Genomic DNA, 19,120 nt, shown 5'->3' on the forward strand with positions numbered 1-19,120 from the left:
CGATGGTGACGTTCGCGCAGGCGCAGGAGCGCGCGGAAGAGTGGATCAACGGGGATGTGCCGGCGTATCAGCATCGTGAGGTGCGGGTGCGGGAGTTCGAGCTCGGGTTCGTGGTGTGGGCCGAGGACCGGGCGGACGGGCCGCGTTCGGAGGGGGGCGAGCAGCGGCTGGTGATCGCGCGGGACAGCGGGGAGGCGACGCTGTGGCCTGCGTTGCCGGTGGGTGAGGTCATTCGCCGGTACGAGGAGGAGTACGGCCGTGCGGACGCGGTCGCGCAACCGGCGCCGGCTGCTCCGGCTCGGGTGGACCTGAACCAGACGTCGTTCCTGCTGACTCCGCCGGAGTGGTTGCAGGAGGCGGCGGACCGGATGGGTGGTTCGGATTCCGCTGCCGGTGCGCTTGCCGAGACGCAGGGTGGGGTGCCGGCGGGGGGCGGTTCCGCCGGTGCGGGCGGGTCTTCGGCCGCTCCCGCGCCGGGGGTGCCCGGTGTGCCTGACGGGGCGACTCCCTGGGCCGGGACGGACACCAACGCCGATGCGGGTGAGGACCGTTCGGTGCCGTTGCCGGAGACGGTGTTCGCGCCGCCGCTGAGCGCTGACGACATCGCGCCCGCGCCGGTGGCGCCGGATGCCGCGACGGCGTTGATGTCGGGCGGTAGTCAGCTTCCGTCGACGGCGGTGGAGCCGGCGCTCGCCGACCCGAACGCGCCGGGTGCGCAGGGTACGCGGGGTGGGTCGTCGTACGGCTATCCGCAGGGTGGGGGCGTGCCGGGTACGCCGCCTGCCGGGGTTCCGGGGCCGGGTGCCACGCCTCCGCCTGCGCCGGGTGCGCCGTCTTACGGTTCGCGGGGTGGGCAGTCGCTCGCGCCGGACGCCGGGGACATCGCCGACGCGGTGACGAGCAAGGCGGCGCCTCCGGTGGGCCGTCCGGGGGCCGGGGCGACGCCGCCTCCGCCGCCGGGCCCGCCCGGGATACCCGGTGCGGGGGGTCCGGGGGCCGGCGCTACGCCTCCTCCGGCGGCCGCTCCGGGTGCGCCGGCCGGTGGGTACGTTCCTACGCAGATGGTGTCGGCCTTGGGGCCCGACGGGCCTGAGGGTGCTGCCGGGCCGGGGGCTCCGCAGCCGCCGGGTGTGCCGCAGCCGCCCGGTGTTCCGGGTCCGCCCGGTGCGCCGCAGCCGCCCGGTGTTCCGCATGCGCCGGGTACGCCCGGTGGTACGCCTGCGGGCGGTGTGCATCATGCCGCGACCGTGTTCGCCGACCCGGGCCGGGCGGGCGGTCCGCCGCCTCCTCCGGGTGCGCCCGGTGCGCCGGGTGCGCCTGGCGCGCCGAATCCGCCCGGCGTTCCCAACCCGCCCGGTCCTCCCGGTGCCCCGGGGATGCCGGGTGGGCAGGGCGTCCAGGGTCCCGTGGGCGGCGACCGAGGTGCCGTGCACCATGCGGAGACGGTGCTGGCCGCGCCGCCGGTCGGCGGCCCCGGCGTGCCTCCGCCACCGCAGGCCCCCGGCGCTCCCGGTGTCCCGGCGGCTCCCGGCATGCCCGGCGCCCCTGGTGTCCCGGCGGCTCCCGGCATGCCCGGCGCCCCTGGTGTCCCGGCGCCCCCCGGCGCCCCCGGCGTCCCCGGTCCTCCCACCCCGCCCGGTCCTCCCGGCATGCCGCCCGGCGCTCCCCAACCCCCCGCGCCGCCCGGCGCCGTCGCCCAGCCGCCGGGGCAGCCCGGAGCGGTGCAGCCCCCGGCGTACGGCTACCCGCAGCAGCCCACCGGTCAGCCGACCGTCGGTCCCGGCTACCAGGCCGTGTTGCGCTACCGCGCGCAGGACGGGTCGGAGCAGCAGCTGATCCGGCGTTCGGCACCGGGCACGCCGCATCCGGAGTGGCAGATCTTCCACGAGCTGCGGGGCATGAACGTGCCCCCGGACCAGGTGCTGGAGCTGCACACCGAGTTGGAGTCGTGTGAGCTGCCGGGCGCCTACTGCGCGCGGATGATCCGGGAGCAGTGGCCGCAGGCGCGGATCACGTCCATCGCGCCGTACGGCACGGATCACGCGAGCCGGCAGCAGGGTATGCGGCAACTGCTCGCGCATCAGGGCGAGTTGCACCAGGTGGCCGACGGTCCCGCCCGACCGGCGCCGGTGCGCGCGCCGCTTCCGCAGGTGCAGCCGGTGCCGCCGGTACCGCCGGAGGGCGTGGCACAGGAGCTGGCGGGGGCGTTCGGGCCGGGGATCTTCCGGTTCGAGCAGGCCGCCGTGTCCCGGCAGGGCGTGCCGCCGGTCGTGGCGCACAGCCTGGTCGTCGGTGGTCTGCCGATGGACATGGGCCCGTTCTTCTGGGCGCAGGCCCAGCCGGGGCGGCCCGTTCCGACGCTGGCGGAGCTGGCGCAGGAGCGGGGGGTGCAGCCGGCGTCGGACGCGGGTTCGTACCTCGTGATGGGCAGCGACTTCGGCAGGGCGCTGTGTGTGCAGTACGGGACGGCGAACATCGTCGCCGTGCCGGTGGAGGCGGGGCCGGGCGGTGCGCCCGTGCCGCCGCAGTTCGTGAACACCGGGCTGCCCGAGTTCCAGCGCTGTCTGGCGTTGCTCGGCCGGATGTGGCGGCTGCGCTTCGGTCTGAACCAGGAGCAGGCGGGCCGTTGGACCGTCGACTTCCAGGCCCAGCTCGCCGCCCTCGACCCGGCGGCGCTCGGCTCGCCGGAGAGCTGGTGGTCGGTGCTGCTGGAGCAGATGTGGGACGGGCTGCTGTGACGCCGTCCGTCCTCGTGCGGTGACGTCGCCGCCCCGCTGCCGCTGAGGGCGGCGGGCGCGCGACGGGAAAGGGCCGGCCTTCGGTTGTACGACCGAGGCCGGCCCTTTCCTGTGCGCCCGGGAGCGGCCCTTTCCTGTGCGCCCGGGAGCGGCCCTTGCATGCGCGCCCGGAGAGGCTCTTGCGTGTGCGCAGGGAGAGGCGGCGTACGGCGGCGTCGGAGCCCTGTGCTCCGCCTGCTGGTGGCCGCTTCCCTTGTCCGTCTCGGGCCTGCACCCCTTCTCACCTGCGCTTCTCGTGCTGCCTCGGAGTCAGTCGAACGGTATGCGCGGAGTGTCGCGTTATGAACGGTTCTGTCCGATACATCAAGATGTGCGCTAAATCATCATTTCGCATCCGTTCGGCGGAAAGGGGTCCCAGGATGAGCGGCGCACCGGTCTCGCGGCACGACTTCGTGGTCGTGCGAGGGCGCGGCTACCGTCCCGAACAGGTCGACGCCTACGTCGAAGCCCTCTTCCGCGACCGTGACGCCGCATGGGAGCGGGCCGCCCGGCTCACCGTGCTGGCCAAGGAGATGGACGCGGAGGCGGAGCGGCTGCGGGAGGTGGTGGCGCAGCTCACCCCGCAGACGTACGAGGCGCTCGGTGAGCGCGCGCACCGGATCTTCGAGCTGGTGCAGGAGGAGGCCGCGGTCGTCCGGGAGGGCGCGCGGCAGGAGGCGCAGCGCCTGATGGACGAGGCGCAGGCGCATGCCGACCGCGTGCGCGAGGCGGCGCAGGCGCACGCCGAGGCCGTGAGCGCCGAAGCCGACGTGTACGCCCGGGAGAGGGTCAGCGCCGCCCGCGCCGAGGCGGGCGAGATCCGTATCTCCTCCCGGCGGGCGGTGAAGGAGGGGCGCGGGGAGGAGCTCGGCTTGTTGCGCGAGGTGCGCCAGCGCACGTCCAGGTTGCAGGCCGAGTACGCCAAGGAGCAGGCCCAGCGGTTGGCGGAGGTCGAGCGGGAGGCCGGTGAGCGGCTGGCGGCCCTGGAACTGGCGGAGGAGGAGCGGGTGGCTCGGGCCGAGGCCTCGCTGTTCGCGGCTAAGCAGGCGGTGGCGGATGCGGAGGCCTCGGCGGAGCGGCTGCAGGAGCGGGCCCGGGCACGCGCGGCGGAGGTGCTCGCTGAGGCCCGGCAGCAGGCGGACCAGATCGCCCGGGAGACGGAGCAGGTGCTGCGCGAGCACCAGACGATGTGGGACGAGGTGCGGGCGCACATCGGGCAGATGCGCAACAGCCTGACGGCGCTGACGGCACAGGTCCGGGAGTGACCAGCAGCGGCGAACGCCGCCCCGCGGGTCGACGGCCGCGGTCTTCGGTCGCCCGTTGTCCGGCGCCCCGCGGGTCGGGGGCCGCGGTCCTCGGTTGCCGTTGTCCGCCGCCCCGCGGGTGGGGTGCCGCAGTCTTCGGTCGCCGTCGCCGTCGCCCGCGTCGGTCGCTCCGCGAGCCCCCGCTTCAGGCCGTCAGCTGCTCCTGCGTACCGCCCCCGCCAGGATCCACCCCTCCACTGCCTCGTACTCCCGCCGCTGCTCCTCCGTCTTCTGCCGGCCGGAGAGGACCGTGCCCAGCCACCCGAGGGCGAACCCGGCCGGAATCGAAACCAGCCCCGGTGTCGTGAACGGGAACCAGTTGAAGTCGGCGTGCGGGAAGGCCGAGATCGGGGACCCGGAGACCAGGTTGGTCCCCGGCATCAGCGCCAGCACCACCACCGAGCCGCCGATCAGCGTCCACATCAGCCCGGTCCGGGTGTACCGGCGCCAGAAGAGGCTGTAGACGAGGGCCGGGGCGATGGCGGAGGCGCCCAGCGTGAAGGACAGGGTCACCAGGGGCTGGAGGCTGCGGTGCTGGACCATCGTCGCCAGGATGATCGCCGGGACGCCCACCGCCAGCGCCGACAGCCGTGCCAGCGTCATCTCACGGCGCCCGGACAGCTCCCGCAGCCGGGGGGCGAACACGTCGTGGGCGAGCGAGTTCGCGCAGGCGAGGATCATGCCCGCGACCGAGGCGAGCACGGTGAGGAAGATGGCCGTGGTGACCGCCGTGAACAGGAGGGTCTCCGCGGTCGAGACCTCGGCGCCGAACGCGGCCCTGGAGCCCAGCAGATAGGCCGTGTTGCCCTGCGGGTCCTCCCCGGCGATGACCTGGCGGCCGATCAGCGCGGTCGCGCCGAAGCCGATCACCGTGATCATCAGCACGAACACCGCCACGCTCGACACCGCCCACGACATCGAACGCCGCACCTGACGCGCACCGCTCGCGGTGTACATGCGCATCGTGATGTGCGGCAGGCAGGCACCGCCGAGCACGACCGCGAGCTGGGAGCTGATCATGTCGAGGCGGGGGTACGGGCCGCCAGCGAACTGCAGTCCCGACTCCAGGAACGCCGAGCCGACGCCGCTCTGCCGCGCCGCCGCGTCGAACAGCGCGGTCGGGTCCCAGTCGAAGCGGTCCAGCATCAGGACGGCGACCACGGCGCCCGAGCCGAGCAGCATCACGATCTTCAGGATCTGGATGAGGGCCGTGCCCTTCATCCCGCCGATCGCCGCGTAGCTGATCATCAGCACGCCCAGGCCGATGATGCAGCCGGTCTGGAAGGACTCGCCCGTGAAGCCCAGGATGAACGCCAGCAGCTGCCCGGTGCCGGCCAGCTGCACCAGCATCAGCGGCACCAGCGCGGCCAGGGTCACCGCGCACGCCGCGATGCGCACGCCACGGCCGGGCATACGGCGTGCCAGCGCGTCGCCCATCGTGAACCGGCCCGCGTTGCGCAGCGGTTCGGCCAGCAGGAACATCAGCAGCATCAGCGACAGGGCGGTGCTCAGCGCGAGCACGATGCCGTCGTAGCCGCACAGCGCGATCACGCCGGTCGTGCCCAGGACGGTGGCCGCGCTGATGTAGTCGCCCGCGATCGCCAGGCCGTTGCGCATGGGCGACAGGGAGCTGTAGCCGGTGTAGAACTCGTCGAGGTCGTCCCGGTCGGGGCCCGTCATCACGCACAGCAGCAAGGTGATCGTGGCCACGGCGCAGAACGCGACCAGTGACATCGCCTGCGCGTCTCCGGTGAAGTTCGTCATCGCCGCGTCCCCCTCGTGCCGGCCTCGCGCTTGGCTTCCACCGCGGCCTCCTTGCGGATGCGGTCCGCGAGCGGGTCGACGTGACGGCGGGCGGTGTGCTCGTACAGCCAGATCGCCAGCCAGGTCACCGGCAGCTGGATCAGGGCGAGCAGCAGCCCGACGGGCAGTCCGTCGGTGATCGTGCTCGACATGAACCCGGGCGCGGTCGCGGACAGGATCAGGAACAGCGTGAAGTAGCCGAGCGCGGTGAGCGTCGCCACGCGCCGCTGCCACCGGTAGGCGGTGCGCAGGATCCTCAGGTCGCTGTGGTGGCCCAGGGGCGGGTGGTCGGGGGTCCGGTGCCGTGGGGGTGAGGGGGGCTCCGGCGGGACGGGGGGCTGCCAGGGGTAGGTGGGGTATGTCGGTGCGGGGTCACCCGGCCCGAAGGGGTGCGGTGGTGACGGGTCGTAGGACGGGGACATCCCGTGCTCCTTGCATGGCTCGGGTCCGGTGCGGCGGACCGCAGGGAGGTGGGGGGAGGGCGAGCCACGCACGTTACTTCGGGGTAAAGAAAAAGGCGAGGGTTTCATCTAACTGAGTGGTCGGTATGCGCTTTCTCCATCAAGTTGTGTCTGACCTGCAGTGTTACCCCCGTTAACCCGGACCTTCGCGCGGGCGCGTGACGGACACGGGAGGCGATCGGTGCGCTACGTCCGGTGACCTACCGCAGGTGGACCAGGGCTACGCTGCCGGGCACTTCGCTCCCGTCGTCCAGCCTCGCCCCGAACGCCGGCCGACGGTCCGTCCGCCGGGGCACCGACCGCCCCGCGACGATCACGAACTCCACACCGACGCGCCCCCCGGCTGGCACCCACACACGCGTGCCGCCCACCGCGCCGACCGACCAGCCCGCCCCCATGGCCTCCGCCGCGACGCTCACCTGCCGCCCCGAGGCGCCGAAGTTGTAGACGTCGACGCTCATGCGCGTGCGGCGGCCCAGGCGGTAGCCGTACGGCGGTGGCGCGTCGCCGTCGTCCTTGCCGGGAGCGGCGTTGCGGGCGGCGTAGCGCTGACTGAGGACGATGTGTTCGGCGGCGGAGAGGGGACGGGGCACCCGGCGGCCCCGTCCCGTCGGCTCCGCCGCGACGGCAGGCCCGGCGGCGCGCGAGACGACGTACACCGGATCCGGTGAGGCGGACACCGCGGCCCGCTCCCCGATGCGGCGGCCCATGATGTCGTACACCACGCCCGACGGCACCCGCACGCGCACGTGCCGCCCGGCCCCTGCGTCGGCCCACACGACGGTCACCCGCCGCCCGCGTCCGTCGTTGAGGTCCATGACTCCAGCAGACGCCCGAGGACGGCCCCGGGGCGTCCTGCCGGAGGCGGGCTCCGCCCCGGGACGCCGTATGAGGGAGTGCCCTGGGGTCTGTCGTTCGGATCAGGTCGGCTGGGAGGAACTGCGCCTCTCAGCCACGCCGCGACGCCGGCATGATCCAAACGGCAGGCCCTAGGGGACGGCGTGCGGCGACCTGCTCGAACGCGCCCCCCTGCGACTCTTGTTGAGTCATCATGGACCCACTCGTCGTGGTGCGCGAGAGGCAAGGGGGAGGCCACATGAGTGACGGGCCGGCAGCGGGGCGGGTGTTCATCTCGTACGCCCATGACGACGACAAGCACATCGAACACGTGCGGGACTTCTACCACTTCCTGCGCGGCTGCGGGGTCCCCGCCGAACTGGACCTGCCCGCCGGGGAACGCCGTCAGGACTGGGCGCTGTGGATGCTGCGCGGCATCAGGGACAGCCGGCACGTGATCGTCGTCGCCTCACCCGAGTACAAGAGGCGCGCGGAGGGCGACGCCGGGGCCGGTGAGGGCGCCGGGGTGCAGTGGGAGGCGCGACTGCTGCGGAACATGGTGTACGAGGACCCGGACGCCGCGCTGGACAGGATCGTCCCCGTCGTCCTGCCCGGCGGGTCCCCCGCAGACCTGCCGATGTGGCTGGGCGGCAGCACCCACACCCGCTACGCGGTGGAGGAGCTGACGGTCCCGGGCTCGGAGGCGCTGCTGCGGCTGCTGACGAACCAGCCGTACGAGACGGTGCCGGAGCTGGGACCGGTGCCCTTGCTCCCCCCGCGTGAACCCGCCGGTACCGCCCCGCCGCTGCGGCTGCCCGCGCCGGTCGCCGCACCCGCGCCGGTGCCGGCCACCCAGCCACCGCCCGCGACCTTCGTGCTCCCGGAGCGGAAGGAACTGCTCGACGCCCTCATGGGGTGCCCGGCGCTGCACCGGCTCGACACCCGGCACGAACTGCTGGAGATCATGGGCGAGGAACTGGGGCTCGAAGGCCCCTTCGACGTGCCCGAGTCCGCGGAGACCCGCACGCACCTGCGCGCACTGGACCGCCGTATCCGACGGACCACCCTGACCGCCGACGCCGCCCTGAAAGCCATGTACCACGCGCTGAAGGAGATCGCGTCGGACGACATCGGCACCCAGCGGGTCCGGGAGTTGCTCGTCGCGTCCGGACTGGCGCTCGGGGAGGAGTGAGTGCCCCCCTGGCGCCGGCGGCTCACCGGTCTCGGCGGGATGTACCGGGTCCGCCGCTCGAACGCCTACCGGCAGCTGGTGGAGATCCTGCTCGCCACCGACGGACTGACCCGCCTCGACGCACGGCAGGAACTGCTGCTGCTCACGGGTGAACACATGGGCCTCGATCACGCCATGCCGGTGACCGAGTCCCCCGAGCCCCGCACACACCTGCGCGCCATCGTGCGTGCCGCCCGTCGTGCCGGGAGGCTGAGGGAGTTGCGGGACGCGTTGCTGGAGCTGCGGCCGGACGACATCGGCGCCGCCTGGTTCAACCTCGCCGCCACCGCGCTGATCCGGCCGGACGGACCCGTGCCCGGCGACCTCATGCTGCGTCTCGTCGAGGAACTGCGCGCCCACGCGGACGACTTCGGGCGGGCCGCGGTGATCCGGTACGTCGGCGACCGGCGGGCGGCCGGGCGTCCGCTGGACTGCGGCCCGGTCCTCCCGCAGGTGCTGTTCCGGCTCTACGACGCGCGCGAGCCGGTCTCCGCCTCCGGCCCCGACCCGCGGCGGGCGGACCTGCTCGGATTCCTGCGCCTGCTCGACGCCGAGCCGGGCCGCAGCGGCCGACTCGGCGCACTGATCGCCGCAGCCCCGCGCGGCGGTCGCGACGACCACTGCCCGCCGGGCGACGGCGTGCGCTCGACGGGCGAGCGGCAGGTCGTCATCCAGATACGGGTCGAGGAGGAGGACGCCCCGAGCGACCTGCCGTACACCCAGCGCCGGTACTCGCTGCGCGGCTTCCACTACGAGGGCGTCACGGGAGACAAACCCGCCTTCCACTGTTCATGGCCCTCGCCCGGCCCCTTCACCGGTGACGAACTCCAGGCCCACGGACACGAGTTCCTGGCCGCCTGGCGTGCTCAGGAGCAGGTCGACTGGGACGCGAACCGGCGCGTGGAGTTCCTGCTGCCGGACTCGTTGCTCGGCCATCCGGTAGAGCTGTGGCCGAGCGGCTCGTCCGGCCGGCCCCTCAGCCGCAGGTGCCAGGTCGTCGTCCGCTCCCTCAGGCGCTACAAGGACGACTTCCTGCACGAGGAGTGGCGCCGCCGCTGGGCGGCCCTGGACCGCGACTGCCCGCCCGGTGACGCCCTGGAACGCATCGGCTGGATGAGCCCCGACACCACCGGTACCCAGACATGCGGGGACACGGACTGCCCCGACGTGACCTGGGACTGTCCCGACAGCAAGTACCAGCCGCTGCGCCTGACCGACCCCTCCGACGTCGAGGAGTGGCTGCGGCTCCACACGGACCTCGCCTGCCTCGGGCTGGGCTCCCCGTACGACCCCGAGGACCCGCTCATCCGGGACGCCGTGCTCGACGCCCTCCTGGAGGACGGCATCCCCGTCATGGTCTGGCGGCGCGACGCGGGCGACCCCGCCGCCCTCCTGGACGAGCTGCGCGACGGCCGACCTCCCACCCAGCTGGCCGAACTGCCGGACAGCGTCCTGGAGGTGCGCAAGCGCAAGCGCCACGATCCGGCGAGCCTGGGCAAGCAGATCACCCTGCTGTGGGACGACCCGACGTGCGTCTTCAGCAAACAGGACAGCCCGATGTCCGGCACCCGCGGCGCCGGCGAAGGAGCAGCATGACGCAGACGCAGGACTGGTGGGTCTACCAGGGGACAGGCACCCCGCACGACGGCATCGAGCACCTGCCCGAGGCGCCCCCGTGGCGGGCCTTCCGGCACGGCGACGCCCCGCCCTCGGACCCACCGCAGGTCCCGGCCGACGACGCCCAACGCCGCCACCTCGGCCGCCGGGGCCAGGGCAAGGCCTACCAGGCGGGTCTTCGGGAGAGGCATCTCGTCAACCTGGCCCTGCACCTGCGCCGGCCGCTGCTGCTCACCGGCAAGCCCGGCACCGGCAAGTCCACCCTCGCCTACGCCGTCGCCCACGAGCTGAAGCTCGGGCCCGTGCTGCGGTGGGCGATCACCAGCCGGTCGACCCTCAAGGACGGGCTGTACGAGTACGACGCCGTGGGCCGCCTCTACGACGCCGGACTGAGCAACGCCGGTGCTCTCCGAGGCCCCGGCGGCGGGACGTCCGAGCCACCGGACATCGGCAAGTACCTGTGGCTCGGGCCGCTGGGGACGGCGCTGCTGCCCTGGAAGCGGCCCAGGGTCCTGCTCATCGACGAGATCGACAAGAGCGACATGGACTTCCCCAACGACCTGCTGAACGTCTTCGAGGAGGGCGAGTTCGTCATCCCCGAACTGGCACGCCTGGGCAAGGGCAAACAGACGGTGATGACTGCCGACCGCGCGACGGCCGACGTCCACGGCGGCGAAGTGGCCTGCGCGGAGTTCCCGTTCGTGGTGCTGACCAGCAACGAGGAGCGCGAGTTCCCGATGGCGTTCCTGCGCCGCTGCGTCCGGCTGGAGATCGGGCCGGCCGACCAGGACCAGCTCACCGGCATGGTCGCGGCACACCTCGGCGAGCCGGGAGTCGGCGGCAACAAGGGATCCGCCGAGGTACGGGCCGAGATCATCGCCCAGTTCCTGACCAAGCAGCGGGAGGTGGGCACGCTGGCCAACGACCAGTTGCTCAACGCGCTGCTCATGGCGGAACGGGGCCTGTGGCACACCGAAGAGGGGCAGTCCCTGCTCGGTGACGACCTGCTGCGTCCACTGGACCGGGGCTAGGCCGGGCGTGCCGGGGGACGAGGAGACCGTGTCCGGGAACGCGGGAGCGGGGACGGGCGCCGACTCCGTCCCGCCGGGTGACGTGCTGCGCGAGGAACTCGCCCGGCTCCTCGACGCCGGTGGCGCGCCCGACGCCGGTGACGCCCTCGACGTGCTCTGGATCGCCCGGCTCAGCGGACTCGACCCCGTCGACTGGTCCCTCCTCGGCAACGGCACCGACCCCACGGCGCCCCCTCCTGCCGCCCAACCCCCCGCCCCGCCCGCGCCGGACGTCCCGCCCGCCGCCGACCCCGCCCCCGAACCGCCCTCGGCCCGCCTCCACCTGCCTGGCGGTGCCGGCGGCACCGGCTCCGTCCGCCCCGGCGGCGCCCACGCCATCCGGGTCGCCCAGCCGCAGGCCCTCACCGACGCGCTGGCCCTGACCCGGGCACTGCGCCCACTGCGCCAGGCGGTGTCCTCCACCCGTACCCGCACCCTCGACGTGGCCGCCACCGCCGCGGCCTCCGGCGACACCGGCCTGCTCCTGCCGATCCTGCGCCCCGCCACCGAACGCCGCTTCTCCGTCGACCTGCTGGTCGACACGGGCGCCACGATGACGGTGTGGCACCGCCTCGCCGACGAACTGCGCACCCTGCTCGCCCGGCACGGGGCCTTCGCCGACGTACGCGCCTGGGCGCTTAACACGGACGGCACGGAGCCCACGCTGGCTCCGTTCCGCCGGGGCGCCCAGGCGGCCTCGCCCACCCGGCACTGGAAACAGTCCCTGGCGGATCCCGCGGGCCGACGCGCGGTCCTGCTCCTGACGGACGGCGTGGGCCCGGCCTGGTACGGCGGAGAACTGCCCGACACCCTCGCCGACTGGTCCGTACGGCGTCCCGTCGCCGCGCTCCAGGTGCTGCCCAGCCGGCTGTGGCACCGCACGGCGCTGCGGGCCGTACCCGTAAGAGCGCGGGGTACGGACACCGGGCGGGCCGTGATCGAGGTGCGGTCGTCGGGGCCGCTGCCGGGCATCGCGCGCGGCCGGGCGGGCGAGGCGGACCGGGCCCGGATCCGGTGGCTGCCGGCCCTGGAGGTCTCCGGGGACTGGCTGGCACCGTGGGCGCGGCTGGTGTCCGGCCGTACGACGGACCCCGTCCCGCTGCGGGCCGTACCGCTGACGGTCGTGGAACGACCGGCCCCCGCCGCCGCGGAGGACCAGCCGAACACACCGGCGCAGTGGATCGAGCGGTTCGAGGAGGGCTACTCGCCGCAGGCGTTCGCACTGGTACGGCTGCTGGCCGCCGCCCCCTTGAGTCTGCCGGTGATGCGGCTGGTCCAGCGCACCATGCTCCCGGCCTCCACACCGATGCACCTCGCGGAGATCTTCCTCTCCGGCCTGCTGGTACGCCGCACTCCCGCCGAGCCCGGCGAGGACCCCGACTGCGTGCTGTACGACTTCCGCGACGGGGTGCGCGAGGCGCTCCTGGACCGGCTGACCCGCACGGAGTCGCTGCGCGTGCTGGAACGGGTCGTCGAGGGCGTGAGCGAGCGGGTCGCGGCGACGTTCGGCGGGGTCACGGACTTCGGGGCGCTGGTGGCCGCCGTGCAGGAGAACGGCGGCCTGGACGGCCTCGAACTGCCCGAGGGCAGCCGGGCGTTCGCGGAGGTCGCGATGGCGGTCATCGGCGGGGTCGGCGGGGACTACGGGGAGGTGGCGGCGCGGCTGACGCGGGGGCGGGTGGCCTCGGGGGGCGGGGTGGCCCGGCGGGACGCCGAGGAGGTCACGCGGCCGCGGGAGCGCAGGCGCCGCCGGTTCTCGTGGTTGCGCAGGAGGTGGGAAGACGAGCGGACGGACCTCGCCGAGCCGCTGCGCCTCTCGGTGCGGGGCGACGGGCAGGTGGTGCCGCGGCGGCAGAGGGCGGTGGTGCCGAGCAGGGTGCCTGAGCCGCCGCCGTTCTTCATGCTCCACGACGAGTTCTCGGCGGTCGCGGGGGTACTCCTGACCTCAACACCCCCTCCGGACCCGGCCAGGAGGACCTGCGTGGTCGACGGCGCCGCGGGTGTGGGCAAGACGACACTGGCCGCCCACTGCGCGCAGCATTTGGCCGTAACCTTCACGCTGGTCAGGTGGATCCGCGCCCACAGCCGTGAGGCTCTGCTCGAAGACCTCATGGCACTCGCCGACGATCTCGGTGTCCCTGGTGCGGGGGAGGGCCGGCGCGCCTTCCCCGTCCGGCGACTGGTCGACCTGCGGGACTATCTGACGCGCCACCCCGACTGGTTGCTGGTCTACGACGGAGTCACCTCCGAGACGTTCCGGTCAGCTCCCGATGAAGCTACCGGGTGGGTGAAACTGTGCCTGCCGCCGGAGGAGTACGGCAGCCTGCTGGTGACCTGTGACGAGGGGGCATGGTGGCCGGGCAGCGTGCACCTGAGGATGACTCTGCGGGAACCGGACCGTGAGACGGCGGTGGGGTACCTCGCGGAGGTGGCCGGTCCCCGATCCAACGGGCGTGCGGACCGAGAGGCGCTGGCCGTCCTCGTCGACCTCGTGGGAACGAGCCCGGCGGCACTGGCGGAGGCCGCTGCGACGCTCGTGAAGGGCGACAAGCCGGCTCGCGTTGTCGCCATCGAGGCGCTGCTGGAACGCAAACGAGTACAACGGCTCCTGCGCTCACTCGTGTGGATCACCAGCGGCGGCAAAGTCGTCGGCACGGGTGTCGCGGTGCGACCTAATGCCGTGCTCACCAGCGGCATCGACCCGAGCTCTGGCTCTTTCCGAGTCCATCCGGGGGACGGTCGCGTCCTTGCTGTGAGCTACGCGGCGACATACAGCGAGCACCCCGGGGCTGTCACGATGGTGGTGGGCAAGGCCGTACTCCCGGTGGTACAGCTCTCTCTCCCCGGCGAGCGCATGGTGGGTGCGTTGTGGTACAGCCTTGGTTCCTCGAAGAAGCCGATCTGTATGGCGGATTTTGCCTACGAGGGATTGCACAAGGACGTTCCCGGAGCGGTGCTGTTCGACGCCGACGGGCGGCTGCACTCCATGGTCGTGTCGGATGGCGACACCACGACGAGGCGGCGGGTCACACCCGAACTCGTCGAGAGGCGGGCACGGAGAGACGCACCGCAAGGAGCGGCACAGGTCCGTGACCGTGCCTCACCGTCGCGGCCGCTGTTCTTTCTGAGCTACGCCCGCGAGCCCGCAACCACCGGTGGACGGCGCAACCGGGAGTACCGCTTCTTCACGGATCTGACCAAGCATCTCGCCTCGCTGACCGACATCCCGAAGGAAGAGCTCGGCTTCTTCGACGTAGTGCTTCCAGTGGGCGCCGACTGGCAAGCCGAGCTGAAGCAAGCGCTGGCCACGGCCCAGGTGTTCGTGCCCCTGTACTCGCCCCGGTACTTCACCAGGGAATGGTGCGGCAAGGAGTGGGATGCCTTCAGTCGGCGGGAGCAACGGGAGGGGCGCGTCCCTGGCTCTGAGAACTCGGCGGTCGTCCCAGTGCTGTGGACACCTACCGCCCCCAGACCCGTGCCGGCACCCGCCTTCGGTCTCTCGCCCTCTGGGGGCCGTGAGGGGGGCATGCTGGAGTTGATGGAGTCCGAGCGGCGCGACGTATACGAACGCGAGGTCAATCGGATCGCCAGGACGATCCTCGAAACCGCCCGGAAGACCCGCCTGAGCCCTTGCGACCCCTCGTTGTTCGAAGACCTGCGCAACGTCTTCGCGCCGGAGGAGGACTAGCAGACCTGGGCGACGAACGCCGCCCACGCCGACGCCGAGAAGACGACCGCCGGGCCGGTGGGGCGCTTGCTGTCGCGGACGGGGACGTGGGTGGTGGGGAGGGGGGTGTCGTGGACTTCGAGGCAGTTGCCGCTGCTGCCCCCGCTGTAGCTGGACTTGCGCCAGCCTCGCAGTGCCGAGGCGTCACGAAGGGTCGGCTCGCTGCTCTTCATGCTCGTAATCCTCCGCGACGGACCGAAGCAAGTCCAGGGACTTTCGATGCGACAGCGCGTCGCCCAGGGCCTGTTCGTAGAGTTCCTGGCACGTCCGTACCTCAGACGGAAGCTCCAGGATGCGCCCGCTCTTGATGCCCTCTGCGTAGGCGATAGGCGGAAGATCATCGAACCACATGAGTGAGACGAAGCCCTCCTGAAGGGCGTGGGCGCCCACGGAGTACGGGAGTACGTGGACCCGAATACGGCGGCTCGCACCCAGTTCTGCGATGTGCCGTAGCTGTTCGCACATGACGGCGGGGCCGCCCACCACCCGCCGCAGGACAGCCTCGTCGAGGAGGAAACACACCTCGGGTGAATGGAACGTGTTCAGGATCCGGGCCCGATCCATTCGGGTGGCCACCAGCTTGTCGCATTCCTCGTCGCTCGGGCGCGGATAGCCGGTACCGAGGACCTCGTACGCGTACGCCTTTGTCTGCAGCAGGCCCGGCACCAGATTGGGGGCGTACTCCTTGATGGCATTAGCCCGCCCCTCGAACTCCAGCGCCTCCGCGAAGTGCTCCGCCACCTTCTTCCCGTCCAACGCGGGCAGGAAGTTCACGAAGAACCCACCCGCCCCCAGCACCTGATCCAGCCGCAGCGCATCCTCCGGGTCCGGCCTGCGCCGACCGCCCTCGATGTGCGCGATGTGCGTGCGCGACATCACCGCACGCTGGCTCAGCTGCTCCTGCGTCAGCCCCGCCGCCTCCCGTCGCCGCTTCAGCTCCGCCCCGTACTGCTCCCGTGAACGCGGGTTGTCCTCGATCGCCACCCGTGCAACTCCCCTCCGTGCCGACGCCGTTGTCACGCTGAGCCACCTTCCGAGCGTACCGATCATGACGTCACTGTGTGCATGCAACGGCACGGAAAGTGAAAGGCGTCGGCATGGAGCAGCTGGACCAGCAGAAAGACCCGTACGACGGCCTCCCCGGCCCGGCACTCACGCTCCGCGTCTCACGCGACGGCGGCCGGACATGGGGACCCACAGTGACGTACCAGCCGTCCCGGAAGGACACGCCCTTCGACCTCGCGGGCCGCTTCCCGCCCTGTCAGTGCCCGAGATGCGCACGCCGGTAGCGGATGCCGGGCCGGGCGTCCACGACGAGGTCCGCCTCGGCGGTGAAGGCGTTGCGCTCCAGGACGGCCCGGGAGGCGAGGTTGTCCAGGGTGGTGACGGCGAACAGCGACGTGAGCCCGTACGTCGTACCGGCCACCCGGCACACCTCCGCGACCGCGGCCGTGGCGACGCCCTTGCCGGTGGCGTGTTCTCCGACGCGGTAGCCGAGTTCGGCGGCACCGTCCTCGACGTCGATCAGGTTGATCCGTCCGACCAGGCGTCCCTCGTCGTCCAGGACGACATGGAAGTGGCAGATCCCGGCGTCCTGCTCGGCCAGCAACGCGGCGTGCCGGGTGGGGAAGTCGGAGAAGTAGGCGTCTCCGCGGTCCGGGATCGACCGGGCGAAGTACTCCCGGTTCTCCCGCTCGAAGGTCAGGACCGCTTCGGCGTGATCGGCGCGCAGCCGCTCCAGCTTCACCATGGCCGCAGGGTAGGGACACCCGGGGGCCCGGGAGAACTGATTTACCCCGCAGATCGTCTTGGGAGGCGTGACCTGGACGATGTGGGCGCCGGTGGCGCGCGGGCGGGTGCTCGCCGCGCTCGCCGCGCTGACGGCCGGGCTGTCGGCGTTCCACCGGGCGGTGCCCAACTCCGTGGGGCGCGTGGGCAGCCTGCTGGAGACCTTCCTGCCCTGGCTCGGCGCGGTGGTCGTGGTGCTGTTCGGGCTGGCCCTGCTGCGTCGGTCGGCGCTCGCGCTGGTGGCCCTCCTGCTGCCGGTGGCGGCCTGGACGTACCACTTCGCCGGGCTGCTGCGGCCCGAACCGCAGCCCGGCGCCCGCGACCTGGTCGTGGTGCAGCACAACGTCAGCGACGAGAACGGCGACCCGGCGGGCACGGCCCGAGCCCTGGCCGACGCCGAGCCCGACCTCATCGCGCTGGAGGAGTTGGTGCCTCGGGCGCTGCCGGTCTACGAGAGGACTCTCGCGCGGGACTTTCCGTACCACGCGGTGCGGGGCACCGTCGGACTCTGGTCGAGGTATCCGCTCAGTGGTGAGCGGTTGGTGGACATCAGGCCCCGGGGGGTGACGGAGTCCTGGAACCGGGGGCTGCGGGCTGTCGTCCACACGCCGCACGGTGACCTCGCCGCCTACGTCGCGCACCTGCCCTCGGTACGGGTCCGGGCGAGCGGCCTCGCGTCCGCCCGGCGTGACGAGAGCGCCGCGCTGCTGGGGGAGGCCATCGCAGCGGAGAGGGCGCGGACGGTGATTCTGCTGGGTGACCTCAACGGCACCGTCGACGACCGTGGACTGCTCCCGCTGACCTCGCGGATGAACGTGGCCGAGCGGGGTTTCGCCCTCAGTTTCCCCGCCGCGCTGCCGCTGGCCCGGATCGACCAGGTCATGGCCCGTTCGGGAAGGGTGGGCCACATCCGCGTCCTGCCCGCCACCGGCAGCGACCATCTGCCGGTCGCCGCCCGTGTCACGCCGGGTCCTTGAGCACCGGGAACCGCCTCGGCGCCAGCAGCAACAGCACCAGGAAGGCCAGCGCCGCCGCGCAGGACGCCCCCAGGTACACGGCGTGCACCGCGTCGGCGACGGCCCGCCTGGTGGCCTCCGACGCCGTGCCGCCGGAGTCCAGCGCCCGCGTCACCGAGTCCAGGTCGCCCGCGCCGCCCAGCCGCGCGGCCAGCACGCCGTTGGCCACCGCGCCGAAGAGCGCCGCACCCACCGTCTGGCCCGTCTGCCGGCAGAACAGCACCGAGGCCGTCGCGGTGCCCCGCTCCGACCAGCCCACCGTCGACTGCACGCCCACGATCAGCGGCAGTTGGAACAGCCCCAGCGCCGCCCCGAGCAACAGCATCAGCAGCGTCGGCTGCCAGGCCTGACCCGGATACGGCAGGAACGGGAACGCCAGCAGGATCAGCGACGCCGAACCGATCCCCAGCATCGCCGTGTTGCGGAAGCCGATCCTGCGGTACACGTGCTGGCTGAACGCCGCCGACAGCGGCCAGCTCAACGTCCAGACGGACAGCACGAACCCGGCGGCCACCGGGCCCAGTGAGAGGACCGACTGGGCGTACGTCGGCAGGAACACCGTCGGAGCCACCATCAGCAGCCCGAGCGCGCCGAGGGCCAGGTTCACCGCCGCGATCGTCCGGCGGCGCCACACCCAGCCCGGGATGACCGGCTCGGCCGCACGGCGTTCCACGAACACCACGGTCACCGCCAGCGCCAGGCCCGTACCGAACAGGGCGATCGACGGCACCGACAGCCACGGCCAGGCCACCCCGCCCTGCACCAGCGCCGTCAGCAGGACGCCCCCGCACGCGAACACCGCGAGCGCACCCGCCCAGTCGACCCGCGCGCGCGTGGCGGCCGCGTCCGGATCCGGGGCCCGCCGGGGTTCGTGCAGGTGCCGCGCGATCAGCCACAGCGCCACCGCCCCGATCGGCAGGTTGACCAGGAAGATCCAGCGCCAGTCCGCGTAGGCCGCGAGCACCCCGCCCAGCCCCGGCCCGGCCACCGCCGACACCGCCCACACCGTGGACAACCTGGCCTGGATCTTCGGGCGTTCCTGAAGCGGATACAGGTCGGCGGCGAGCGTCTGCACCGTCCCCTGCAGGGCACCGCCGCCCAGTCCCTGGAGGATGCGGAACGCGATCAGCGCCCCCATGTTCCAGGCCACCGCGCACAGCAGCGAACCCAGCAGGAACACGGCCGCGCCGGCGATCAGCACCGGCTTGCGGCCGAAGGTGTCGGAGAGCTTGCCGTACACCGGCAGGGTCACGGTCACGGCCAGCAGATAGCCGGAGAACAGCCAGGAGAAGACAGCGAACCCTCCGAGGTCGCCGACGATCTGCGGTACGGCCGTGGAGACGACGGTGGAGTCGAGTGCCGCCAGCGCCATCGTGAGCATCAGGGCGGCGACCACGGCCCCCCGCTTGTCGGTTCCGGTGCGCTGTGCGGTGTCGCGTACAGCGGGTCTCGTACTGCCCACCGGCTGTCCCTTCGCTGTGCTTTCCCC

At 72.7% G+C, this 19,120-nt stretch carries 14 protein-coding genes; 7 read left to right on the forward strand and 7 right to left on the reverse strand.

The window, feature by feature from the left end:
• The first annotated feature begins 2 nt into the window (after positions 1–2).
• Together ACFYNL_RS27875 and ACFYNL_RS27880 are read left to right on the forward strand one after the other, a co-directional pair.
• Positions 3–2,738 carry an SUKH-4 family immunity protein gene (locus tag ACFYNL_RS27875; RefSeq protein ID WP_388807815.1) on the forward strand — a complete coding sequence of 912 codons (2,736 nt, stop codon included), beginning with the start codon at positions 3–5 and terminating at the stop codon, positions 2,736–2,738.
• A 419-nt stretch (positions 2,739–3,157) separates the two neighbouring features.
• Entirely contained in the window at positions 3,158–4,042 is an 885-nt protein-coding gene (locus ACFYNL_RS27880) for a cellulose-binding protein (RefSeq protein WP_388807816.1), read from the forward strand.
• Positions 4,043–4,234: 192 nt separating this feature from the next.
• Here ACFYNL_RS27880 and ACFYNL_RS27885 read toward each other — a convergent pair whose 3' ends face one another.
• The 3 genes from ACFYNL_RS27885 to ACFYNL_RS27895 form a co-directional block, all read right to left on the reverse strand.
• Positions 4,235–5,845 (reverse strand): cation acetate symporter, encoded by a 1,611-nt coding sequence (locus ACFYNL_RS27885; protein WP_388807817.1) that lies wholly within the window; start codon positions 5,843–5,845, stop codon positions 4,235–4,237.
• On the reverse strand, positions 5,842–6,306 hold the full coding sequence (locus tag ACFYNL_RS27890; RefSeq protein WP_388807819.1) for a DUF485 domain-containing protein: 465 nt from the start codon (positions 6,304–6,306) through the stop codon (positions 5,842–5,844). The genes ACFYNL_RS27885 and ACFYNL_RS27890 overlap by 4 nt, the downstream gene beginning before the upstream one ends.
• A gap of 239 nt (positions 6,307–6,545) precedes the next feature.
• Positions 6,546–7,163, reverse strand: coding sequence for a hypothetical protein (locus ACFYNL_RS27895; RefSeq protein WP_388807821.1), 618 nt, complete (start codon positions 7,161–7,163; stop codon positions 6,546–6,548).
• Between the two features lie 278 nt (positions 7,164–7,441).
• On the opposite strand from ACFYNL_RS27895, the gene ACFYNL_RS27900 reads away from it, so the two are divergent.
• Genes ACFYNL_RS27900 through ACFYNL_RS27915 form a run of 4 tightly spaced genes read left to right on the forward strand, consistent with a single transcriptional unit; the run spans position 7,442 to position 14,788 of the window.
• A complete protein-coding gene (locus tag ACFYNL_RS27900; protein ID WP_388807823.1) occupies positions 7,442–8,374 on the forward strand; it encodes a TIR domain-containing protein in 933 nt (310 codons plus the stop codon).
• Positions 8,375–10,009 (forward strand): hypothetical protein, encoded by a 1,635-nt coding sequence (locus ACFYNL_RS27905; RefSeq protein WP_388807824.1) that lies wholly within the window; start codon positions 8,375–8,377, stop codon positions 10,007–10,009.
• A complete protein-coding gene (locus ACFYNL_RS27910) occupies positions 10,006–11,061 on the forward strand; it encodes an AAA family ATPase (RefSeq protein ID WP_388807826.1) in 1,056 nt (351 codons plus the stop codon). The genes ACFYNL_RS27905 and ACFYNL_RS27910 overlap by 4 nt, the downstream gene beginning before the upstream one ends.
• Positions 11,062–11,089: 28 nt before the next feature.
• Positions 11,090–14,788, forward strand: a complete 3,699-nt coding sequence (locus tag ACFYNL_RS27915; protein WP_388807827.1) for a TIR-like protein FxsC — start codon at positions 11,090–11,092, stop codon at positions 14,786–14,788.
• On the opposite strand, the gene ACFYNL_RS27920 is transcribed toward ACFYNL_RS27915, so the two are convergent.
• The 3 genes from ACFYNL_RS27920 to ACFYNL_RS27930 form a co-directional block, all read right to left on the reverse strand.
• Positions 14,785–15,000, reverse strand: coding sequence for a DUF397 domain-containing protein (locus tag ACFYNL_RS27920; protein WP_388807829.1), 216 nt, complete (start codon positions 14,998–15,000; stop codon positions 14,785–14,787). The two genes, ACFYNL_RS27915 and ACFYNL_RS27920, sit on opposite strands and share 4 nt — an antisense overlap.
• Positions 14,972–15,811, reverse strand: a complete 840-nt coding sequence (locus tag ACFYNL_RS27925) for a Scr1 family TA system antitoxin-like transcriptional regulator (protein ID WP_388807830.1) — start codon at positions 15,809–15,811, stop codon at positions 14,972–14,974. The genes ACFYNL_RS27920 and ACFYNL_RS27925 overlap by 29 nt, the downstream gene beginning before the upstream one ends.
• 277 nt (positions 15,812–16,088) lie before the next feature.
• The gene (locus ACFYNL_RS27930) at positions 16,089–16,577 is read right to left on the reverse strand and encodes a GNAT family N-acetyltransferase (RefSeq protein ID WP_388807831.1); all 489 of its coding nucleotides are present in this window, start codon (positions 16,575–16,577) and stop codon (positions 16,089–16,091) included.
• 79 nt (positions 16,578–16,656) lie between these two features.
• Here ACFYNL_RS27930 and ACFYNL_RS27935 point away from each other — a divergent pair, with 79 nt between their 5' ends.
• The gene (locus tag ACFYNL_RS27935; RefSeq protein WP_388807984.1) at positions 16,657–17,592 is read left to right on the forward strand and encodes an endonuclease/exonuclease/phosphatase family protein; all 936 of its coding nucleotides are present in this window, start codon (positions 16,657–16,659) and stop codon (positions 17,590–17,592) included.
• Here the strand turns inward: ACFYNL_RS27935 and ACFYNL_RS27940 are convergent.
• Positions 17,576–19,093: an MFS transporter gene (locus ACFYNL_RS27940; RefSeq protein ID WP_388807832.1), complete on the reverse strand. Its 1,518-nt coding sequence runs from the start codon at positions 19,091–19,093 to the stop codon at positions 17,576–17,578. The two genes, ACFYNL_RS27935 and ACFYNL_RS27940, sit on opposite strands and share 17 nt — an antisense overlap.
• Positions 19,094–19,120 lie beyond the last annotated feature (27 nt).

The sequence above is a fragment of the Streptomyces sp. NPDC007808 genome (assembly GCF_042868655.1).
In the GTDB taxonomy this organism is placed as follows: Bacteria; Actinomycetota; Actinomycetes; order Streptomycetales; family Streptomycetaceae; genus Streptomyces.

What these genes read in the sequence shown, in the direction of transcription:
- ACFYNL_RS27875 (WP_388807815.1), top strand. Translation starts at nt 3, where the DNA reads ATGGTGACGTTCGCGCAGGCGCAGGAGCGCGCGGAAGAGTGGATCAAC.
- ACFYNL_RS27880 (WP_388807816.1), top strand. Translation starts at nt 3,158, where the DNA reads ATGAGCGGCGCACCGGTCTCGCGGCACGACTTCGTGGTCGTGCGAGGG.
- ACFYNL_RS27885 (WP_388807817.1), bottom strand. Translation starts at nt 5,845, where the DNA reads ATGACGAACTTCACCGGAGACGCGCAGGCGATGTCACTGGTCGCGTTC.
- ACFYNL_RS27890 (WP_388807819.1), bottom strand. Translation starts at nt 6,306, where the DNA reads ATGTCCCCGTCCTACGACCCGTCACCACCGCACCCCTTCGGGCCGGGT.
- ACFYNL_RS27895 (WP_388807821.1), bottom strand. Translation starts at nt 7,163, where the DNA reads ATGGACCTCAACGACGGACGCGGGCGGCGGGTGACCGTCGTGTGGGCC.
- ACFYNL_RS27900 (WP_388807823.1), top strand. Translation starts at nt 7,442, where the DNA reads ATGAGTGACGGGCCGGCAGCGGGGCGGGTGTTCATCTCGTACGCCCAT.
- ACFYNL_RS27910 (WP_388807826.1), top strand. Translation starts at nt 10,006, where the DNA reads ATGACGCAGACGCAGGACTGGTGGGTCTACCAGGGGACAGGCACCCCG.
- ACFYNL_RS27920 (WP_388807829.1), bottom strand. Translation starts at nt 15,000, where the DNA reads ATGAAGAGCAGCGAGCCGACCCTTCGTGACGCCTCGGCACTGCGAGGC.
- ACFYNL_RS27930 (WP_388807831.1), bottom strand. Translation starts at nt 16,577, where the DNA reads ATGGTGAAGCTGGAGCGGCTGCGCGCCGATCACGCCGAAGCGGTCCTG.
- ACFYNL_RS27935 (WP_388807984.1), top strand. Translation starts at nt 16,657, where the DNA reads ATGTGGGCGCCGGTGGCGCGCGGGCGGGTGCTCGCCGCGCTCGCCGCG.